Source organism: Pseudomonas coronafaciens pv. oryzae str. 1_6 (assembly GCF_000156995.2).
GTDB classification, from domain to species: domain Bacteria; phylum Pseudomonadota; class Gammaproteobacteria; order Pseudomonadales; family Pseudomonadaceae; genus Aquipseudomonas; species Aquipseudomonas tremae.
This window is the reverse complement of sequence record NZ_CP046035.1, coordinates 2,324,509-2,343,796: the sequence shown is the minus strand read 5'-3', so window position 1 is coordinate 2,343,796 and position 19,288 is coordinate 2,324,509. Positions and strand designations below refer to the sequence as shown.

Annotated in this window: 20 protein-coding genes and 1 pseudogene; 4 read left to right on the top strand and 17 right to left on the bottom strand. The window is 59.8% G+C overall.

What is annotated here, in order from left to right; translation table 11 throughout:
• Positions 1-8: 8 nt before the first annotated feature.
• The 15 genes and pseudogenes from phnP to POR16_RS27035 all read right to left on the bottom strand — a co-directional run.
• Entirely contained in the window at positions 9-761 is a 753-nt protein-coding gene (phnP, locus tag POR16_RS10650; RefSeq protein ID WP_005893354.1) for a phosphonate metabolism protein PhnP, read from the bottom strand.
• Positions 752-1,318: a phosphonate metabolism protein/1,5-bisphosphokinase (PRPP-forming) PhnN gene (gene phnN / locus POR16_RS10645; RefSeq protein WP_005893356.1), complete on the bottom strand. Its 567-nt coding sequence runs from the start codon at positions 1,316-1,318 to the stop codon at positions 752-754. The genes phnP and phnN overlap by 10 nt, the downstream gene beginning before the upstream one ends.
• Positions 1,318-2,463: an alpha-D-ribose 1-methylphosphonate 5-triphosphate diphosphatase gene (locus tag POR16_RS10640; protein WP_005893358.1), complete on the bottom strand. Its 1,146-nt coding sequence runs from the start codon at positions 2,461-2,463 to the stop codon at positions 1,318-1,320. Before POR16_RS10640 ends, phnN begins: the two co-directional genes overlap by 1 nt.
• The gene (gene phnL, locus POR16_RS10635; protein WP_054997686.1) at positions 2,457-3,173 is read right to left on the bottom strand and encodes a phosphonate C-P lyase system protein PhnL; all 717 of its coding nucleotides are present in this window, start codon (positions 3,171-3,173) and stop codon (positions 2,457-2,459) included. Before phnL ends, POR16_RS10640 begins: the two co-directional genes overlap by 7 nt.
• Positions 3,174-3,205: 32 nt before the next feature.
• A complete protein-coding gene (phnK, locus tag POR16_RS10630) occupies positions 3,206-4,027 on the bottom strand; it encodes a phosphonate C-P lyase system protein PhnK (protein WP_005893366.1) in 822 nt (273 codons plus the stop codon).
• Positions 4,024-4,911: an alpha-D-ribose 1-methylphosphonate 5-phosphate C-P-lyase PhnJ gene (locus POR16_RS10625; RefSeq protein WP_005893370.1), complete on the bottom strand. Its 888-nt coding sequence runs from the start codon at positions 4,909-4,911 to the stop codon at positions 4,024-4,026. The genes phnK and POR16_RS10625 overlap by 4 nt, the downstream gene beginning before the upstream one ends.
• Positions 4,908-5,987 (bottom strand): carbon-phosphorus lyase complex subunit, encoded by a 1,080-nt coding sequence (locus tag POR16_RS10620; protein ID WP_122323379.1) that lies wholly within the window; start codon positions 5,985-5,987, stop codon positions 4,908-4,910. Before POR16_RS10620 ends, POR16_RS10625 begins: the two co-directional genes overlap by 4 nt.
• Positions 5,987-6,583 carry a phosphonate C-P lyase system protein PhnH gene (gene phnH, locus POR16_RS10615; protein ID WP_005893376.1) on the bottom strand — a complete coding sequence of 199 codons (597 nt, stop codon included), beginning with the start codon at positions 6,581-6,583 and terminating at the stop codon, positions 5,987-5,989. The genes POR16_RS10620 and phnH overlap by 1 nt, the downstream gene beginning before the upstream one ends.
• A complete protein-coding gene (phnG, locus tag POR16_RS10610; RefSeq protein WP_005893378.1) occupies positions 6,583-7,047 on the bottom strand; it encodes a phosphonate C-P lyase system protein PhnG in 465 nt (154 codons plus the stop codon). The genes phnH and phnG overlap by 1 nt, the downstream gene beginning before the upstream one ends.
• A gap of 14 nt (positions 7,048-7,061) precedes the next feature.
• On the bottom strand, positions 7,062-7,793 hold the full coding sequence (gene phnF / locus POR16_RS10605) for a phosphonate metabolism transcriptional regulator PhnF (RefSeq protein ID WP_042932590.1): 732 nt from the start codon (positions 7,791-7,793) through the stop codon (positions 7,062-7,064).
• A gap of 37 nt (positions 7,794-7,830) precedes the next feature.
• Positions 7,831-8,619: a phosphonate ABC transporter, permease protein PhnE gene (gene phnE, locus POR16_RS10600; RefSeq protein ID WP_024689862.1), complete on the bottom strand. Its 789-nt coding sequence runs from the start codon at positions 8,617-8,619 to the stop codon at positions 7,831-7,833.
• Positions 8,620-8,645: 26 nt separating this feature from the next.
• A complete protein-coding gene (gene phnD / locus POR16_RS10595) occupies positions 8,646-9,656 on the bottom strand; it encodes a phosphonate ABC transporter substrate-binding protein (protein WP_005893383.1) in 1,011 nt (336 codons plus the stop codon).
• Positions 9,657-9,709: 53 nt separating this feature from the next.
• Positions 9,710-10,543, bottom strand: coding sequence for a phosphonate ABC transporter ATP-binding protein (gene phnC / locus POR16_RS10590; protein WP_005893384.1), 834 nt, complete (start codon positions 10,541-10,543; stop codon positions 9,710-9,712).
• A 267-nt stretch (positions 10,544-10,810) separates the two neighbouring features.
• A complete protein-coding gene (locus POR16_RS27040) occupies positions 10,811-11,575 on the bottom strand; it encodes a methyl-accepting chemotaxis protein (protein ID WP_371903751.1) in 765 nt (254 codons plus the stop codon).
• A gap of 93 nt (positions 11,576-11,668) precedes the next feature.
• Positions 11,669-12,631 (bottom strand): annotated as a pseudogene (locus POR16_RS27035) (HAMP domain-containing protein); the annotation flags it as partial.
• Between the two features lie 403 nt (positions 12,632-13,034).
• Here POR16_RS27035 and POR16_RS10580 point away from each other — a divergent pair.
• The 3 genes from POR16_RS10580 to POR16_RS10570 all read left to right on the top strand — a co-directional run bounded on the left by POR16_RS10580 (position 13,035) and on the right by POR16_RS10570 (position 16,501).
• Positions 13,035-13,859 carry an HDOD domain-containing protein gene (locus POR16_RS10580; RefSeq protein ID WP_005893386.1) on the top strand — a complete coding sequence of 275 codons (825 nt, stop codon included), beginning with the start codon at positions 13,035-13,037 and terminating at the stop codon, positions 13,857-13,859.
• 181 nt (positions 13,860-14,040) lie between these two features.
• Positions 14,041-16,014: a DNA topoisomerase III gene (locus POR16_RS10575; protein ID WP_005893387.1), complete on the top strand. Its 1,974-nt coding sequence runs from the start codon at positions 14,041-14,043 to the stop codon at positions 16,012-16,014.
• An 88-nt stretch (positions 16,015-16,102) separates the two neighbouring features.
• On the top strand, positions 16,103-16,501 hold the full coding sequence (locus tag POR16_RS10570) for a RidA family protein (RefSeq protein ID WP_005893389.1): 399 nt from the start codon (positions 16,103-16,105) through the stop codon (positions 16,499-16,501).
• A gap of 8 nt (positions 16,502-16,509) precedes the next feature.
• On the opposite strand, the gene POR16_RS10565 is transcribed toward POR16_RS10570, so the two are convergent.
• The gene (locus POR16_RS10565; protein WP_024669066.1) at positions 16,510-16,821 is read right to left on the bottom strand and encodes a DUF6482 family protein; all 312 of its coding nucleotides are present in this window, start codon (positions 16,819-16,821) and stop codon (positions 16,510-16,512) included.
• A gap of 207 nt (positions 16,822-17,028) precedes the next feature.
• On the opposite strand from POR16_RS10565, the gene POR16_RS10560 reads away from it, so the two are divergent.
• A complete protein-coding gene (locus POR16_RS10560) occupies positions 17,029-17,400 on the top strand; it encodes a PH domain-containing protein (RefSeq protein WP_005893391.1) in 372 nt (123 codons plus the stop codon).
• A 64-nt stretch (positions 17,401-17,464) separates the two neighbouring features.
• Here POR16_RS10560 and POR16_RS10555 read toward each other — a convergent pair whose 3' ends face one another.
• Entirely contained in the window at positions 17,465-19,261 is a 1,797-nt protein-coding gene (locus tag POR16_RS10555; RefSeq protein ID WP_005893392.1) for a methyl-accepting chemotaxis protein, read from the bottom strand.
• Positions 19,262-19,288 lie beyond the last annotated feature (27 nt).

The window sequence follows — 19,288 nt, the reverse complement described above, 5'->3', positions numbered from 1 at the left end:
GGGGATTCTCAGACCACCGCCATTGCATCACGCCCAACCACCACATTGCCCGGCAACTCTCTAGGCTGTGTCATCAACCACGCATCCAGCGTGTGGCCAATATGCGTCAACACCGCTTTGCCCGGTCGCAGTTGGTCAATGCTTTCCAGCGCCAACGTCAGGTCATTGTGATTACGCGGTGGCTGAGGTTGCGGGGGCATGGAGCAGTCGAGAACCAGCACGTCCAGCGGCTGGCGTTGCAGGAACTCGCGGGTCACGTCGGGCAGGCCGACGGTGTCGGTCAGGTAAGCAATGCGTTGCCCGTCACCTTCAAACAGATAACCAAAGGTGGGCCTGGAGTGTGTCAATGGCAGCGCAGTGACTTGCATAGCGCCCAGCGATCGGGTTTCGAACGCTGCAAATGGCTGGCTGAAATCAAGAATGCCGGGGTGCTTGTAAAGGTCAGCCAGGCCTTCCGGGTCCGCCGGGCCGTGGACCGGGATGATCAACCCCTGCCCCCAGCGCAGATGCAGCAGGCCCTGCGCATGATCGGCATGGTAGTGGGTCTGCAAAATGCCGCTCAGGCTGTGCGGCGGAAAACGCTCGGTCAGATCGTTGAGGCCGCTGTCGATCAGCCAGCGTTGGTCTGCGCATTCGATCAACGCACTGCAGGGCAAGCGCCGTAAATCCTGATCGTCCCGCGCCGCAGAACAGGCCATACAGTTGCAACCGTAGACCGGCACCTGCCGCGCATCACCGGTGCCCAGCAGGGTCAGGCGCATGCGTGTCGCTTGTCCAGCAAGCCGATCAGGGTCGCAACCGTCTGTTGCAAATCAGCGGAATTATCCAGTGGCACCACCTGCGGAGTATCTGCCATCAAGCCCCCGGCGAAGCGTGCGTTGCGCTCCAGCCTTTCCTCGATTTCCGCCAGGGTTTCCCGGTTACGCGCCAGCAGGCGCTGACGCAAAACGTCTTGATTGACCATCAACAATACGGCCAACAGGTTCGGATAACGCGCTTGGGCTTTCTGCAGATGCGCTCGGGAACCGTTGATAAGCACGTCATGGCCTTCAAGCAGCCATTGATCGATCTCGATGGGGATGCCGTAGCGCAGGCCGTTGGCCTGCCAGCACAAGGCGAACGCACCGCGCTCGCGCATGTATTCGAACTGTTCGACGGTCACTGCCTGTGCCGCCTCGCCCACCGCTTCCGCAGAACGGGTGATCACTCTGCGAACCACCCGGCAGTCGCGCCGCGCCAGGGTTTCCCGGGCAGCGTCCAGCAGGCTGTCCTTGCCTGAACCAGACGGCCCGATCAGATAAATCAGTCTGCCAACCATCAAAACACCCTCTTGCCCTGTCGCCAGACTTTATCGATTACCGGCAGACCGCCATGGCTACGCGCCTGAATCAGATCTGCGCGCAGCCCAACGCGAATTTCGCCACGATCCGTCAGCCCTGCTGCAACGGCCGGTGTGCGGCTGACCATGTTGACAGCCTGCGGCAAACCGCATTCGTTGTCCTGATCGGCGAGCATGAATGCCGCCTGCAGTAGACTGGCCGGATAATAATCGCTGGAGAGAATGTCCAGTAGCCCTTCCCTTGCCAATGATGCTGCCGCCACGTTACCGGAGTGTGAGCCGCCGCGCACGATGTTCGGTGCGCCCATCAACACACTCATGCCCAGTTGGCGACAGCCTTTGGCTGCCTCGAGTGTGGTCGGAAATTCGGCGATGTTCATGCCGTAACCTGCCGACTCCTCGACATGCGCCATCGTCGCGTCGTCGTGGCTGGCAATCGACAGGCCACGTGCCAGACACAGTTCGACAATCGCACGCCGGTAGCGGTCGGCGTACTCGGTGGAGTTGGCGACCTGTTCGACGATAAAACGATCCATTTCCTCATGGCTCATGTGGTATTTGCCCATGTAGTACTCGCGGTACTTGGACTCTAGGGCGAACTGGCGCTGGCCGGGTGCGTGGTCCATCACCGAAACCAGTTGCACCAAGGGCTGGCCTACCAGGTCGCGAAACACATCAAGAGTGTCCGGATGGCTGACCTCGCAGCGCAGGTGCAACAGATGATCAGCGCGGGTCAGGCCAGCCTCGTTTGCATCGGCAATTGCCTTCAGCATCGAGGGCAGTTGCTGCATGCGCTTGCCCTTGGGGTTGATGTCGCCGATAGACAGTGCGTCGAACACCGTAGTGATACCGGCTGCGACGATTTGTGCATCGTGGCTGATCACGGCTGACATCGACGGCCAGTCGACACCAGGGCGCGGCGACAAGTGCTTTTCCAGGTTATCCGTGTGCAGCTCCACCAGCCCCGGCAAGAGGTAATCGCCGCGCATGTCATGAGCCTGGCTCAGTTGGCTGCTCCCGGTCTGAAGCTCCGCGATAAGCCCGTCACGCACCACCACAGTGCCGGTGAACACCTGCTCGGCAGTCACTACACGGGCGTTACTGAAAATCTGTTCGTTCAGCATTGCTGCAACTCCTTGGCGGTGAGTGCCACCGGGGTCATGTCGAGTTGACGGTCGGCGACCGACTCTCGGGCGTCACGGTCGTGGAAGATGCCGATCAGTGCAGCACCGGCCTGCTTGGCTTCAGTGACCAGTTCCAGCACCACCTGGCGGTTGGCGTCATCCAGCGAGGCAGTCGGTTCGTCAAGCAACAACACGGGCCAAGGCACCATGAATGCTCGGGCAATGTTGATGCGTTGCTGCTCGCCGCCGGAGAACGTACTGGGCGCCAGCGGCCACAGGCGTTGCGGTATGGTGAGGCGGGTCAGCAGCAGTTGCGCCCGCTCGTGAGCCTGCTCGCGGGACCAGCCTCGCGCCAGTGCGGGTTCCATCAACACGTCCAGGCTGGATACACGCGGGATGACGCGCAAAAACTGGCTGACGTAGCCCAGAGTCTTGCGCCGCACCTCGAGTACTTGTCGCGGGGTAGCGCCGACCAGCTCGATCATCTGCCTCTCGTGCTGCACGCGAATGCTCCCGGCGGCAGGCAGGTAGTTGCCGTACAGGGTGCGCAGTAGCGTGCTTTTACCAGCGCCGGACTGCCCGCTGAGTACCAGGCATTCGCCACTTCGCACCGAGAAATTAAGGCCGCGCAACACATTCAGGACCACGCCGTTGTGCTGATGCAGGGTGAAGGTTTTCGACAGGTCGCGGACCTCGATCAACGTCGTCATTGAGCTCACCTCTTGTGAGTGGACCGGCTGGCTCATGGCTGCAACACCGAGGACACCAGCAACTGCGAATACGGATGCTGCGGATCATCGAGGATCTGATCGGTGAGGCCGCTTTCCACGACTTTCGAGCGGCGCATGACCATCAGCCGATCCGCCAGCAGCCTTGCCACCGCCAAGTCATGAGTGACAATCACCACCGCCAGGTCCAGTTCGCGAACCAGCCCGCGCAGCAGATCGAGCAAGCGTGCCTGCACCGACACATCCAGCCCGCCGGTGGGTTCGTCCATGAACACCAGCCTCGGGCTGGACACCAGATTGCGGGCGATTTGCAGGCGTTGCTGCATGCCGCCGGAAAACGTGCGCGGCAGGTCGTCGATGCGTTGCGGATCAATCTCCACCTGAGTCAGCCAATCCACCGCCGCACCACGCAGCTGCTGATAATTGCGCACGCCCTGGGCCATGAGCCGTTCGCCGATGTTGGCCCCGGCCGACACGCCCATGCGCAGACCGTCACGCGGGTTTTGCTCGACAAAACCCCACTCAGTGCGCAGTAACGTGCGACGCTGCGCCTCGCTGGCGCTGTACAGATCCAGCCAGTCGCCATCCGTACCGCGATAATCGATGTTGCCGCGATCCGGCGGGCAACGTCCGCTCAGCAGCGACAATAGAGTGGATTTGCCCGAGCCGGATTCACCCACAATACCCAGCACCTCGCCGGGGTACAGGTCGAAACTGACGTCCTGACAGCCCTTCTGCACTCCGTACAGTCGGGTCAGCCCCCGGACCTTGAGCAGCGGCTGCACAGGTTCTGCCTGGCGCTCGGCCTCGGAATTCAAAGAAAGGGCACTGATCATCGTGCGTTCTCCTGCTGTTTGACACGCTGGGAGCAGTAATCGGTATCGGAGCAGACAAAACTCTGGGTGCCGGCGTCGTCGAGAATCAGTTCGTCGAGAAACGAGTCGTGACTGCCGCAAATGGCGCAGCATTGCTCCCAGCGCTGAACTTCAAAGGGGTGATCTTCGAAGTCGAGGCTCACTACTCGGGTAAAAGGCGGTACGGCGTACAGGCGTTTTTCACGGCCTGCACCGAACAGCATCAGCGCCGGGCTCATGTGCAGCTTGGGGTTGTCGAATTTCGGAATCGGCGACGGGTCCATCACGTAACGATCATCGACCATCACCGGGTAGGCGTAGCTGGTGGCAATGTGGCCGAAGGTGGCGATGTCTTCGTAGAGTTTGACGTGCATGACGCCGTAATCATCCAGGGCGTGCATGGTGCGGGTCTCGGTTTCCGAGGGCTCGATGAAACGCAGGGGTTCGGGAATCGGCACCTGATAGACCATGATCTGATCGGCGTGCAGCGGCGTTTCCGGAATCCGGTGGCGGGTCTGAATGACGGTAGCCTCCGGGGTACGCTCGGTGGTGGCGATGCCTGCCGTACGGGCAAAAAAGCGCCGGATCGACACCGCGTTGGTGGTGTCGTCAGCGCCCTGATCGATGACTTTCAGCACGTCGTCGTCACCGAGGATCGTGGCCGTCAGTTGCATGCCACCGGTTCCCCAGCCGTAAGGCAGCGGCATTTCGCGCCCACCGAATGGCACCTGATAACCGGGAATCGCGACCGCCTTGAGCAGCCCGCGACGAATCATGCGTTTGGTCTGTTCGTCCAGATAAGCGAAGTTGTAAGCCTCGTCCCGCCCTGGTGCTGGTTGCGCAGTGCTAATGGGGGCAGTACTCATTGGTCCCTCTCCGGTTTCGGTGCGGATTTGCGCAGTTTGCGGATCAACTCCAGTTCAGACTGGAAGTCCACGTAATGCGGCAGCTTGAGGTGCGAAACAAAGCCTGCGGCTTCGACGTTGTCGCAATGCGCCAGCACGAATTCTTCCTGTTGCGCAGGCGAGCGAATCTCCTCGTTGAACTCTTCAGCGCGCAACGAACGGTCCACCAGCGCCATGCCCATTGCCTTGCGCTCTGCGTTGCCGAACGCCAGCCCGTAACCGCGAGTGAACTGCGCCGGTTCGCTCGCCGAGCCAACGAACTGGTTGACCATCTCGCACTCGGTGATTTCGATGTCGCCAATTGAAATCGGAAACCCCAGTTCTTCGGGTTCGAGCCAGACTTCGACGGTGCCGATACGGATCTCTCCGGCGAACGGGTGATTACGGCCATAACCGCGCTGGGTCGAGTAACCCAGTGCCAGCAAAAAGCCCTCATCGCCACGCGCCAGCGCCTGCAAGCGCTGGGCACGACTGGCGGGGTACTCCAGCGGTTCACGGGTGATGTCCGCCACGCTTTCGCCGTCATCGACCTCGGGCTTCATCAGCCCTTCTCTGGCCAGCAAGCCCAGCACGCGTGGACAAGGCTCCAGCGTCGCCTCCGCAGCCGCATTCGGCCCCGAATGCTCGCCTTCGGCCAGCAGGGTGAAATCCAGCAGACGATGGGTGTAGTCGAAGGTCGGCCCCAGTAACTGACCGCCCGGCAGGTCCTTGAAGGTGGCAGACAAGCGCCGGTCGAGCTGCATGTTCGAAGTGTCGATAGGCTGGCTGGCGCAAAAGCGCGTCAGGGTCGTGCGGTAAGCACGTAACAGAAAGATCGCCTCGACCAGGTCGCCTGCCGACTGCTTGATCGCCAGCGCAGCCAGTTGCGGGTCGTACAACGAGCCTTCGCTCATGACCCTTGCAACGGCCAGCGGCAGCTGCTGACGGATTTGTTCGACATCGAGCTCAGCGATGCCTGTATCGCCACGGCGCCTGCTGGCCAGCAGGCGGTGGGCATTATCGATGGCCTGTTCGCCACCCTTCACGGCAACGTACATCAGGCACACTCCTGCACGCGGGTGCTGCGTGGCAAACCGAGCATTTGATTGCCCGACACGAAGAACATATCCAGCCCGCACGGAAATTCGATGCGCGATTCGCGTTCGTTCCAGAATCGCTCGTCGAGCGGTAACTTCACGCTGTTCTGACGCTCGATGCCCGGGCCGACACAGCTCATTTCAGGCCCGCCCTCAAGGCTCGGCAACTGGATGAGCAGCGTGCAGGACTGATCCGGGTAACGATCATTGCCCGTGTCAAAACCTTCAAGGTCCTGAGCTGCTGGCCCATCAAGCAACGCAAAGCGCGCAGCTTTTCGATCAGCAACAATCGGGCTGCCGCAATGAAACGAAAGGTTCGCGCGAATCGCCGGCGTATCGAATGCCGGCGCCAGCCAGACAGGCGTATCCAGGTCCAGCAAGGTCAGGCACAAGGCGTGGGTCGCGGCGTCCAGCCCCTGCAATGCAGGCGGCTGATGCCGCGCGGGCAAGGCCTGAATCACGCCTGGGCCGGCGAGCGCCTTGAGCGCCACCCGGAAACTGCGCTGCGCATCGAGTACGGGTTCAGTGAAAGCGGGTTGCAGCAGAACGGCATTCATCAGTCTTCTCCTCGGACCAGGGTAAAGAATTCCACTTTGGTCGCAGCGGTTTCAGCGTCCTTGCGCGCCCGGCACTCGGCTTGCGCACGCACCAGGGGCTCGATCAGTTCGGTCAGCCACCAAGCCTGCTGCGCGCCCTGCAGATGGGCGTCGGCCAGGGCAGCCAACTCTGCGTGTCGCTTGTCGCGTCCTGCCAGATAGCTGTAGCCAGTGCGCCCGTCGGCCAGGCGAACCACGCAGCGCGTGACACTCATCTCGCCCAGATTGAAGGCCGAGCCAGTCCCCCCCATACGCCCGCGCACCAGCGTCATGCCGATTTCAGGGGCGCGGATCATCTGGTAGTCGGCATCACGCAATGCCGCTTCGTGACGGTTGAACTGTTCGCGGCCCGGCTCGTCGACGTGGGCGCGGGCCAGTACGCCCATCCAGCGCTGACGCGCAGCTGTTTCAGGAGTTGTCTGCATGGAACACCTCGGTGTCAGGTCGTCTTTATGGGAGTCGCCACTGGGGTCGTGACTTGATACTGGAAACGGTCGGCGCGGCTCACGGATCTGGAAAGCTCCACAGCTTGCCCGGAGGCATCAGAGGAAACCGTCAGCACCGTCAGCGCAGGCATATGCCGGGGCATCAGCAGCAGCCCGGCCTCTTCACGGGATGGCAGGCGCGCGCCAATCAGGCTTTGCACACGGCTCAACGGCAGCTCGCGCTCGGCCAGATACTGACGCACCGAACCTCCGTGATAATCGGCCAGCAACCCGCTGTAGCGGGCGCTGTAGCGGTGAAAAATCAGGCTTACTGCCTGCCCGTCCAGCTTGCGCAGGGTCTGCAGCTCGATCAGCGGCGCGTGTTCTTCCAGCCCCAGATGCAGGGCATCTTCACTCGTTGCCTGGCATTCGCGGCGTTGCAGCAGAATCGCCTCCACTCCCAGGCCCTGCGCCGACCATGACTTGCTGTAGGCGCTGTCGGCCTGCATCGGATAAATCAACGGGCGCTCCAGCACTTGAGTGCCCTTGCCCTGGCGGCGCAAGACGCTGCCCTCGCGCACCAGCTCATCGACCGCACGGCGGATGGTGTGACGATTGACGCTGAAGCGCTCGGCCAGTTGAAATTCGGCCGGTAGAAAGTCGCCAGGCTGATAAGTGCCCAGCTCTTCACGCAATGTATTGGCGAGCTCGCGGTACATCGGAGTAACTTGTCTAGACAACTGCATGTTTAAAAAAAGTGTTCATCTGAACACCCCTCTTTAGTCAAATGAATTGCTTGCGCAGGCGCTGCGAAACAATGTCGATCGCGCTGACCACGACGATGATGACCAGCAGCACGGCGCTGGTCTGGACAAAGGCAAAGGCACGGATGTTTTCCCAGAGAATAACCCCGATCCCGCCTGCCCCGACCATCCCCACTACCGTCGCCGAGCGCACGTTCGATTCGAAACGGTATAGAGCATAGGAGATCCACAACGGCATGACCTGCGGAATGACGCCATAGATCACTTCCTGCAATGCGCTGGCCCCAGTGGCACGCACACCCTCGACCGGTCCGGGTTCTATGGCTTCCACGGCTTCGGCAAACAGCTTGGCCAGCACCCCGGTGGTGCTGATCCACAACGCCAGCACCCCGGCGAACGGCCCGAGGCCGACCGCCACCACGAACAACATGGCGAAGACCATTTCATTGATCGAGCGAAACGCATCCATGCAACGCCGTATCGGCAAGTGAACCCACCACGGCGTTATGTTTTCGGCGCAGAGAATGCCCAGCGGTATCGAACAGACAATCGCCAGCGCCGTGCCCCACAGGGCGATCTGGAGGGTTACCAGCATTTCCTTGAGGTAGCTGCGCCATTCGCGGAAGTCAGGCGGAAAGAAGTCCGAAGCAAAGGTCGCCATGTTCGACGAGTCGCGCACCAGTGCCATCGGGTTCATCTCGGCGCCTTGCCAGGCCCAGGCCAACGCGGCCAGCAGCAGCCCCCAGCCCAGGTACCTTGACCAGTTGTGCTTGCCCGCAAGGTGGATATATGCAGCGTGAGTGGTCATGACGACCTCCTGTTGGCAGACTGATATCAGCCTGCAGTACTGGCTGCGGTTTTCTGATTCAACTCGGTGATGCGCTCCTGCAATTTGCTCAGGTTCGCGTCGATTTCCTTGAGGCGGCTGGCTTTCTCCTGCGCGTCCAGCGTAGTACTGGAGACAACTTCAGTACGCTGCTTGAACAGCTCGAGTTGGCGAATCGGCAACAACTGGTCGTCGCTGGAGGGGAGGAACTTGCCCAGTTGCATGTTCTTGAGGACGGCTTTCTCTTCGTCGGTATCGCCGTAACTGGCAAAAAACTCACGAATCTTCACCTTGTTTTCGTTCGACAGAGCCTTGCTCCAGACCATCGGGTCGGACGGGATAAGCGGCGACTTCCAGATCACCTTGAGCTCCTTGACCTTGTCCGGCTGGGTCACGGCCAGGCGATCCCAGCTTTCGGTGTTGAACGTCGCGACATCCAGCTGGCCCTTGGCGACGCTCAGTGCATTGACTTCATGACTGGAGTTGAGCGTGCGCTTGAACGCGGTGGAGGCGTCTACGTGATTCTTGGCGAATACGTAATAGCCTGGCACCAGATAACCCGACGTGGAGTTGGGATCACCGTTGCCGAAGGTCAGGTTTTTGGCATTCTTGAGCATGTCCTCGACCGAGTTGATCGGGCTGTCCTTGCGCACGATCAACAGGCTCCAGTAACCGGGGGCACCGTCGGCCGCCGACGTCTGCGCAAAGATTTCGCCATTGGAGCGGTCCACTGCTTCCAGTGCAGCCTTGTTGCCCAGCCAGGCCACATCGACCTTATTAAAGCGCATGCCCTGAATCAGCCCGGCATAGTCCGAGGCGAAGGTGGCATTGATCTTGAGGCCGGTTTTCTTGCTCATGTCATCGAGAAACGGCTGCCAGATACTTTTCAGGTTCTGCGACGATTCGGTGGACATGATGCCGAAATTGATGACTTTCTCTTCTGCTGCATGAGCAGTGCCCAGCAAGCAGGCGGTCAGCAAGGCGGCAGACGCGAGGACGCGACCGATACGGTTGAACATGCAAGCTCTCCTGGTAATGAGGTTGATGCAACGGCGGTTGATGGTGAGCGTCATCAGACTTTGGCCAGCGCCAGACGCGGCTTCTGGCGGACACGACGGCTTCGTTCGGTAATCATCAGGCTGGCATCCTCGTCTGCACCGTACAGGTCGTTGAGGAACGTCTTGCTGAGGTCGCTGGCCAGGCCGTCGTAATGGATCCGTCCGCCCTTGAGGGCCACGGCACGCGGGCAATAGCGCACGGCATAATCAACCTGATGCAGCGTGACCACGACCGTCTTGCCGTCGCGGCGATTGATGTCGGCGAGGATTTCCATGACCTTGCGGGCGGACTCGGGGTCCAGCGAGGCGATAGGTTCGTCCGCCAGAATGACTTCAGCGCGCTGGGTAAGTGCACGGGCGATTGCGACGCGTTGCTGCTGGCCACCTGACAACGTCGAGGCACGCTGCCCGGCAAGGTCTGCCAGCCCTACCCGATCCAGCGCGGCCATGGCTCGCTGTTTCTCTTCGCTATTGAACAGCCCCAGGCTACCGCGCCAGCGTGGCATGCGGCCCAGGCAGCCGAGCAATACGTTGTCCAGTACGCTGAGACGGTTGACCAGGTTGAACTGCTGGAAGATGTAGCCAATGTCGGCGCGCAAACGGCGCACCTGGCTGTTGAGACGGCCCGAAGACTGAACCTCGCGGCCCAGCACACGGACCTGACCGCCATTGCCACGATCACAGCAGGCCAGGCCTGCAAGATGGCGCAGCAACGTCGACTTGCCGGAGCCGGAAGCCCCGATCAAGGCAACCATTTCGCCAGGTTGTATAGACAATGCGAGGTCTACGAGAGCACTCTTGTGCGAGAAAGTCTTGTTCAGGCCTTCGACATGAATGGCTGCGTCCATGAGGCTTCTCGGTCTTGGCACGACCCGGGACAGGTCGTATTCGGTGTCAACCAAACTGGACCTGTGTTGTTGCAGCCTCATGAACCGCAAGTGACGAGCTGATAACAGTTTGTCGCAAGGGGTGTTGCAAAGCGCCCATGTGTGATGCAGAGCATCACCCCACGCAGCGCTCAGCGTACATACGTTTTTAGGTGCCCGCAGACTGGGCTTGGGTCCGCTCCTGCGCCGCCCGCTTCAGGGCATGGAGGGGCGCAGAGAGCAGCTGGATCAGATCCTGAAGCTGCCTACCAGTTGCTGTAGCCGGGCAGCTTGTTCCTCCAGAGAATTGCAGGCTTCCAGGGTCTGGCGCAGGTTGTCCACGCCCAGCTGGTTGAGGGTGTTGATGTGGGTGATGTCGACGTTGATCGACTCGACCACCGAGGTCTGCTCTTCGGTTGCCGCCGCGACCGACTGGTTCATGCCGTTGATCTCTTCGATGCGGCGGGTCACGCTACCCAGACGCTCACCGGCCAGGTTGGCGATACCGACGCTGTCTTCGCTCTGGCGCTGACTTTCGGTCATGTTGATCACCGCTTCACGAGCACCGACCTGCAGCTCTTCGATCATCTTCTGCACTTGTTGCGCGGAGTCCTGAGTGCGATGCGCCAGGTTGCGCACCTCATCCGCTACCACCGCAAAGCCACGCCCCGCTTCACCGGCACGCGCCGCTTCAATAGCCGCGTTCAGTGCCAGCAGGTTAGTCTGCTGGGAAATACTGGTAATCACCTCGAGAATCTGGCCGATGTTGGCCGTCTTGCCGTTTAGGCTCTCGATGTTCACGCAGGACTCACTGATCTTGCCGGACAGCTCGTTCATCGCCTTGATGGTTTGCTGCACCACGTTTTGACCATCACTGGCCAGCCCGCTGGCATCGCTGGATTGCTGCGACGTGCGCGCGGCGTTCTGAGCGATTTCCTGCGCAGCAGCACCCAGTTCGTTGATGGCGGCTGCCACACTTTCAGTGCGATGAGCTTGTTGATCGGAGTTGCCCATCGATGCGTTGGAAACCTTGACCACACGCGTGGCGACTTCGCCCAGTTGCGCCGCCGTGGAGGCGACTTCGCGGATCGACGTATGAATGCGTTCGACGAAGTGGTTGAACGATTCTGCCAGTGCGCCGAATTCGTCCTGCGAGGTGATAGCCAGGCGCTTGGTAAGGTCACCCTCGCCATCAGCGATGTCGCGCATCGCACGGCCCATCTGGTGCAGCGGTTGCATCAACACGCGGATCAACAGGCCCAGGAGCAGGATGATAACCAGCACGACCACCACCATTGCGGTGATGGCCGAGGTACGAAACTCAGAAAGCATCGCATAGGCCGTGTCCTGTTCAAGCACCAGCGCCACGTACCAGTTGGCAGACGGCACGCCTTGTACCGGAGTGAACGAGATGATTTCCGGCTCGTTGCCAGAGTCGATCTCGGTTACGCCAGTGCTGATTTTAGGGGTGTTGACCGGGTAGGCTTCGCTAATGTTCTTGAGGACCAGTTTGCTGTCCGGGTGGACCAGAATCTTGCCTTCGGCACTGACCAGAAACGCATAACCGTGGCCGCCGAAGTTCAGCGAATTGATGATCTTTGTAACGTTGTCCAGGGCAATATCGGCGCCGGCAACACCCACAAACTCATTCTTGTACTTGACCGGCGTTGCCATGGTCATAACCAGCTTGCCGGACGAAGCCGCGATATACGGCTCGGTGACGATGGTGCCGGTCGCATTCTGCGCTGCCTTGTACCAGCCTCGCGCACGCGGGTCATAGTCAGCAGGACGATTGGCCGACGGAACCGAAAACATCACGCCTTCGGTACTGCCGAAATAGCTCAGCTGAAAGTTGTCACTGTAGGTCGGTACGCCGATTGCGCGCTGCAACTGTGGCAACTCTTTGCCGTCTACCGCAATTTGCTGAGACATCGATTGCAGCAGCTGAATGCGGCTTTCCAGCCAGGTCTGGATATTTTGCGTCGTCAATGTGCCCAGCTGTTGCAGCTCGGACTTCACGCTGGATTTAAGCGATTGACGTTGCCGATAATCATTGATGACGATGAACATGCTGAACGCGACCACCACGATCAACGCGGCGGCGAGCAGGATCTTCTTGCTGAAACCCAGACTTTTCATAGCGGTTACTTCCACGGCGAAAACCAATTAGGACGATCTCTGAATCGTCAATCAAACATCACAACTGCACTGCCTCTTGAGCAGCGCAAATACAGGCCGTTCAGCAACCAGCGTCGACAGGGCTCGTTTACTGCATTGAGTGCATCAGGCAGGAACGAGAATCGATACATTACGGAATTGCTTGTGTCGTCATATCGGCCGCAAGGGACAAGTCCTTGATTATTTTTTTATGCCGTCATGAGAGGGCTGTCCCACAATCGATGGCAAAACGTGCAGAGCTTGGAAAACTGGCTATCGTTGAAAACATCCCCGCCTTGCAGAGGATGGCCTTGCCATGCTGAGTATCGAAAAACTTTTTGACGATTTACACAGTCTTCCCAGTATTCCCAAAGTGGCTCAGGACCTGATGCTGCAGTTCGACAACCCCTCCTCCAACCTCGAAAGCATTGCCCGTAATATAGAAAAGGACCCGGTGATCGCGGCCAAGGTGCTGCGGCTCGCCAACTCGGCACGCTTTCGGGGATCGCGGGATTCCTCGAGTATCGAAGACGCCGCCATGCGCCTGGGTTTCAACACCTTGCGCACCTTGGTAATGGCCTCCGCCGTGACCGGTGCGTTCAAGGCCGGGCCGAGTTTTGATCTAAAGGGGTTCTGGCTGAAAAGCTTCCAGGTCGCCGGGATCTGCCGAATGCTGGCCAGGCAGACCGGCGTCGACCCGGAAATCGCTTTTACCTGCGGGGTGATGCACAACATCGGCGAACTGCTGATCCAGACCGGCGCCCCCGAGGTCGCAGAGCGTCTGAACGCAGCCAGGGCCAGCACACCGGGACGCGGCGCCAGCGAAACCCTGCAGTTGGGCTTCAGCTACCCGGAAGTCGGTGCCGAACTGGCCCGGCGCTGGCAGTTGCCGAAGGTGATCCTGCAAGCCATCGCTTATCAGGCCAAGCCGATGCAGGCCCCGGACAACGCACCGTTACCGCGTATCGTCGCTCAGGCAATCACTGTATCGGATGCGCTGGAAAGCCACAGCGGTGCGACACCCGAAGCACAGAATGCGTCCGGCGGACCGCTGATGGAAGGGATCGACCTGGATGCGCTTTTCGCAGGACTGCCTGCGGTGCTGGAAGCGGACAAGGCGTTTTCGGAGCTTCTGAGCTGAACTGCATGGCGCACGCCTGGCACCTGTGACACCTTCCAGCCTGCGACGCTGTCATGTCCGGATGCTCCGCATGACAGCGACAGCCACCTATTTATCTGTATATCCATACAGATAAAACTTGCTCCACGTTCGTTCAACGTCCATCCTTGCAGCCTCACACCGGTAATCGACGACGGTAGTCATGCGGCTGTTTCTCTGCGAAAAACCCTCCCAGGCCAAAGACATTGCGGCTGCGCTCGGCGCTACCCGGCGTGGCGATGGCTGCTGGGTGGGAGCCAATACCACCGTAACCTGGTGCATCGGGCATTTGCTGGAAACCGCCCCGCCCGATGCCTACGATGCGCGCTACAAACGCTGGGTGCTGGAAGACCTGCCCATCGTTCCGGAAAAATGGAAAATGCTGGTCAAACCCAGAACCGCCAGCCAGTTCAAGGCGGTCAAACGGTTGCTGGGCGAGGCTCAGGAACTGGTCATCGCCACCGATGCCGACCGCGAAGGCGAGATGATCGCCCGCGAACTGGTCGAACACTGCCGCTATCGCGGGCCGATTCAGCGTTTGTGGCTGTCGGCACTGGACGACGCGTCCATTCGCAAGGCATTGGCAGCGCTCAAGCCAGGTGCAGACACCTTCAGCCTGTACCACTCGGCTTTGGGCAGGTCGCGCGCCGACTGGTTGATCGGCATGAACATGAGCCGTCTGTTCACACTGCTGGGGCGGCAGTCCGGCTACCAGGGCGTATTGCCCGTCGGACGTGTACAGACCCCGACCTTGCGCCTGGTGGTGGACCGCGATCGCAGCATCGCGGACTTCGTCCCCGCGCCATTCTGGGCCATCGACGTAGAGCTGCTTCACGACAATCAGGCGTTCATCGCCCAATGGCGCGCGCCATCCGATACCTGTGACGATCAGGATCGCTGCCTTAACCAGCCGCTCGCGCAACAAGCCGCCGAAGCCATGCGCAACGCATCCAGCGCGAGGCTGGTCAAGCTGCGGACCGAGCGCATTCGCGAGACAGCCCCCTTGCCCTTCGATCTGGGTACCTTGCAGGAAATCTGCTCGAAAAAGCTCGGGCTCGGCGCGCAGGAAACCCTCGACATCGCTCAGTCGCTGTATGAAACCCACAAGGTCATTACCTACCCGCGCAGCGATTGTGGCTACTTGCCGAACAGCCAGCACGGCGAAGCGGCGAGCATTATCGGCGCACTGGGCAAGGCTGATCCGGCGTTGGCAAGCCTGTTGCCACACCTCGACCCGCAACGTCGCTCGCGTGCGTGGAACGATGCAAAGGTCACCGCCCACCACGGGATTATTCCCACAGCCGCCGTTCGCGGCGTTGAACGTCTGACCGGCAAACCCCGAGCGGTGTACACCCTGATCAGAGCCCGCTACCTGGCGCAGTTCCTGCCCAACCACGAATATGATCGCACTCAGGCAGATTTCGACTGCGCGAGCCATGCGTTGCGGGCCGTCGGCAAACAGATTGTCGAGCCCGGCTGGAAACGTGCCATGCCAGAAGCACTGGCACCGGCCAAAGGTCGCGAGGCACCTGCCCCGCAACCACTGCCCACGTTATTTCAGGGCTGCGAGTGCGCCGTTGCAGACGTGACTCTCAAGGACCTCTGGACCCAGCCGCCCAAGCCGTTTACCGAAGGCGACCTGATCAAGGCAATGAAGAACGTCGCCAAACTGGTGGAAGACCCGCTGCTCAAGCAAAAGCTCAAGGACACCACCGGCATCGGCACTGAAGCGACCCGCGCCGGGATCATTCAGGGGTTGCTGGACCGCGGCTACCTGACCAAGCAAGGCAAGGCGCTGTGCGCCACGCCGGCGGCCTTCAGCCTGATCGATGCAGTGCCCCGCGCCATTGCCGACCCGGGGACCACGGCTATCTGGGAGCAGGCGCTGGACATGGTGCAGAGCGGCGAGATGAGTCTTGAGGAGTTTGTCGCCAAACAGGCGGCCTGGATGAGCAAGCAGGTCAGCCGTTGCGTCGGCATGCGCATGACCATCAGCGGCCCAGCCAGCCCGGCAGGCGCTGCGCCGCCCTGGAAGAAAAAACGCAAGACAGCAAAGCGCAGCGCTGCGGCATCCCCGGCATCTACAGGCGCGACTAAAAAGCCACGGCGCGCCGCCAAGCCAGCCGTGAAAAGTTGAGCAGGCACAAGCCACAAGCACGCTAAACGCGCCCGACAATTGCACACTCATCCGTTACAGACCAAGGCGTTACAAACAGGTGTTATCTATGTCAGATCGCGAAATCATCGTCCCGCCCACCCATCAGTCGATCATGGACCGCGCAGGCTATGCCCCTGCTGTAAGGGTGGGCGATACGCTTTACTGCGCCGGGCAGGTAGGACGTACACGGGATATGGAAGTCATTCTCAACCCGGAGGCACAGTTTATCGCCTGCTGGGAGAACCTGCGCACCGTCCTGGCAGAAGGCGGCTGTACGTTCGAAGACATCGTGGACATGACCACTTATCACGTCGCGATGAGCGAACACATGCCGGTATTTCGCGAAGTAAAGAATCGTATCTTCCCTCGCGGTCAATGTGCCTGGACCCGTATCGGCGTCGCGGAACTGGCACACCCCGGCCTGTTGCTGGAGATCAAATGCATCGCGGTCAGACGCAGCGCCTGACCTTGTAATCACAGGCTCGAACGCAGCGGAATCTCGTGGCGGGAAGACTCTGGCTCAACACTGTCCATGCCCACCATCTCATCGTAAGCAGTGGCCTGGGACATGAACAGTTTCACATCCGGCACTGAGGCAAGTACCTTGCGCGCTTCTTCTACCGAGGCGACGTGCAGCGTCTTGCCGGTCGAGTCCTGCACAGGTACGGAGCTGCCGTCCACCCGAGCATGGAGTACGTAGGATCCGCCTTCCATGGAGATCAGATCGAGTTCGCGAACCTTCTCTTCTTTTACATGTTTTGTCAGTTCTTGAATGTTCAAAGTCACACCTCCGGGGACGTTCTGGAAATCAGCGCCTTGTAGAAATTGAGCCTTTAACGGCGTGAACGTTCCGTTGTTCAACTTCAAACCGCGTCATTCTCCCCGGCCATTGCCGCAGGAAATGCGCAAAGCGATGTTATTCTAAGCCTCCATCGGGCGCAGGGCTGCGCATGTAGCACATCCCCGTCCGAATGACCGATCAAGGATAGACCGATGATTGATTTCAATAACAAAGGCTTCTTCAAACTCAAGCAGAATGACGAATATGCAGACCGGGTCAAGGAGCTGCTACTCGACGGCGAAGAAGTGATCGACTCCTATAAATCCATGCGCGATGGTGTGGTGTTTACAACCAAACGCATTATTTCGGTCAACGTGCAGGGTTTGACGGGCAGCAAGAAAGACTTCACGTCACTGCCGTACAAAAACATCGTGGCGTGGTCGGTTGAAACGTCGGGCACGTTCGACCTTGACTCAGAGCTGGAGATCTACTTCTCGGCAATCGGTAAAGTGAAGTTCGAGTTCACCGGCAAGACGTCTATCGTCCAGATATCCAGATACATTTCCCAGCGTGTTCTGGGCTAATAGCGTTCCTGGCCTGCGCCTGACGCAGGCCTGTCAGCCTCGCTGCCTTAGTTCTCCAGCAGCATTACTTGCCCAGCAACAGCGCTGCGTCGAAGCCCATCCGCAAGTTGCCCCAGTGGCGCCCTTCGAAAAAGAACGGCACATCTATTTCAGTCATGATCTCACCGGTATCACGCAAATAGGTCTGTAACAGGAAGCGTTGCTTGTTGCCCGCCGCTCGCAGGCCTATCGGGTCGGAGAACATGCGTTTATTGCGGCACACCGGCAGGTCAACATCGCGATTGCCGGTCGGTTTCTGCGAGACCCAACTGTTATTGACCGGGCAATACCCCTTGCTGTCCACAATGAACGTTACCTTGCCGCCGCGGGTGCCCTTGGTCAGCTTGTCACACTCCTCCTGACAGACCTGCGCAAAACGCTCGGTGTAACCGGTGGTGTATTGCTTGGGGTCTGTTCCCGGAATCAGCTTGTAGCTCTGGTCAAACAGGTTGACGCCCTGCTTGTGCAGCTCGGCCAGACGCACTTGCAGAATGTCACGGCATTGGCTGGCTCTGGTGATTGCCGCATCCAGCTCGCCATGCCCGAGCACGAATCGTCCCAGCAGGCTCTGAACCTGCTCGGCCACACCTGAAAGGTCACGAGTCGCAGTGGCTGAGTGTTGCATGCGCTGATCAATGGCCTGGCTGTCAGAGTAAATCCGCGTTACCCGCTCATTGATGCCGGTGTTGGTGGCCGCAAACTGCTGGATATGCGCGGCGATGTCCGCCAGCTTGTCATTGGTGGATTCGAAATCGCCGATCATGCTCTCGAAGTGACCGGACGCGCGCTCCACCACCATCTGGGTTTCGCGTGCGCTGTGACTGATCTGAATGGTCTGCTCGTGGGTGGAGCTGACTTCCTGAAGCATCGCGTCGATGTTACGCGAGATATCCTCGGTAGCCCGGCTTACATTCTGTGCCAGGGTACGCACCTCATCGGCCACCACGGCAAAGCCTCGCCCGCTCTCCCCGGCTCGCGCGGCCTCGATGGCCGCATTGAGTGCCAGCAGATTGGTCTGCGCCGAAATCTGCTGAATGAGCCCGACAATGGATTTGATACTGGATGAGCGCTCGTTCAGACCCGATACCAGCGAGCCAAACTCATTCAGGCTACTGGATATCTGGCTGATGTTGCCGGTCACCTCCAGTAGTTCGGCGTACGAGTCGCGAGCCATGCTCAGATTTTGCGCGGTAGTGCTGGAAATACCCTGAGTCTGCTGCGAGACGTCCTCGATACTGCCCACCGCCATGTTGCTCTGGTCCATGACCTCTCTGGCAAAACGTGCTTGGTCAGTAGCGCTGTCGCTGGAGTCACTGATGTTTTTCAGCGAGCGTGCAGACTCGACCGCAATTTGCACGGTCAGCCCCTGGATACTGCTGATGACCTCGCGCTGCTTGGCCAGAAAGCGGTTGCAGGTACTCGCCAGCACCCGAATTTCGTCATGAGTGAGCAACGGCAGGTCTTTGGACAGGTCCCCCTCACCGCTGGCGACCTCTTCGAGCGCGCGAGTCATGGACATGACCGGACGCACGATCAGGTGACGGAAGTACCAGACCATGAAACTGACCATGACCAGCGTGAATAGCGTGCTCAGCAGAATTGCGTTGCTCAGCACGTCAAGCTGGCTCTGGACCTTGCCCAATGCCGCAGCGTCCATTGGAGTGCTGCGCAGTTGCAGCATGATGTCGGAGCGAATGTTCAGCGCCACCCAATACAGCAGGGCGCTGACCAGGACCAGCAGAAAGAGGCTTGAGAGCTTCTTGGTCAGTGTGTCGAAAAACTGCTTTTCAACTGACTCGTACAAAGCCTTTAGCGTCTGCATCGTGTTGCTCCTGGGGTGAGAGGTGAT

Coding starts and splice junctions, on each gene's coding strand:
- POR16_RS10580 (WP_005893386.1), top strand. CDS start 13,035: ATGCTGAGTATCGAAAAACTTTTTGACGATTTACACAGTCTTCCCAGT.
- phnK (WP_005893366.1), bottom strand. CDS start 4,027: ATGATCAGTGCCCTTTCTTTGAATTCCGAGGCCGAGCGCCAGGCAGAA.
- phnH (WP_005893376.1), bottom strand. CDS start 6,583: ATGAATGCCGTTCTGCTGCAACCCGCTTTCACTGAACCCGTACTCGAT.
- POR16_RS10640 (WP_005893358.1), bottom strand. CDS start 2,463: ATGCTGAACGAACAGATTTTCAGTAACGCCCGTGTAGTGACTGCCGAG.
- POR16_RS10625 (WP_005893370.1), bottom strand. CDS start 4,911: ATGAGTACTGCCCCCATTAGCACTGCGCAACCAGCACCAGGGCGGGAC.
- POR16_RS10560 (WP_005893391.1), top strand. CDS start 17,029: ATGATTGATTTCAATAACAAAGGCTTCTTCAAACTCAAGCAGAATGAC.
- POR16_RS10575 (WP_005893387.1), top strand. CDS start 14,041: ATGCGGCTGTTTCTCTGCGAAAAACCCTCCCAGGCCAAAGACATTGCG.
- POR16_RS10620 (WP_122323379.1), bottom strand. CDS start 5,987: ATGTACGTTGCCGTGAAGGGTGGCGAACAGGCCATCGATAATGCCCAC.
- phnD (WP_005893383.1), bottom strand. CDS start 9,656: ATGTTCAACCGTATCGGTCGCGTCCTCGCGTCTGCCGCCTTGCTGACC.
- phnN (WP_005893356.1), bottom strand. CDS start 1,318: ATGGTTGGCAGACTGATTTATCTGATCGGGCCGTCTGGTTCAGGCAAG.
- phnG (WP_005893378.1), bottom strand. CDS start 7,047: ATGCAGACAACTCCTGAAACAGCTGCGCGTCAGCGCTGGATGGGCGTA.
- POR16_RS10570 (WP_005893389.1), top strand. CDS start 16,103: ATGTCAGATCGCGAAATCATCGTCCCGCCCACCCATCAGTCGATCATG.
- phnF (WP_042932590.1), bottom strand. CDS start 7,793: ATGCAGTTGTCTAGACAAGTTACTCCGATGTACCGCGAGCTCGCCAAT.
- phnL (WP_054997686.1), bottom strand. CDS start 3,173: ATGACGACGTTGATCGAGGTCCGCGACCTGTCGAAAACCTTCACCCTG.
- phnP (WP_005893354.1), bottom strand. CDS start 761: ATGCGCCTGACCCTGCTGGGCACCGGTGATGCGCGGCAGGTGCCGGTC.
- phnC (WP_005893384.1), bottom strand. CDS start 10,543: ATGGACGCAGCCATTCATGTCGAAGGCCTGAACAAGACTTTCTCGCAC.
- POR16_RS10555 (WP_005893392.1), bottom strand. CDS start 19,261: ATGCAGACGCTAAAGGCTTTGTACGAGTCAGTTGAAAAGCAGTTTTTC.
- phnE (WP_024689862.1), bottom strand. CDS start 8,619: ATGACCACTCACGCTGCATATATCCACCTTGCGGGCAAGCACAACTGG.
- POR16_RS27040 (WP_371903751.1), bottom strand. CDS start 11,575: ATGGGCAACTCCGATCAACAAGCTCATCGCACTGAAAGTGTGGCAGCC.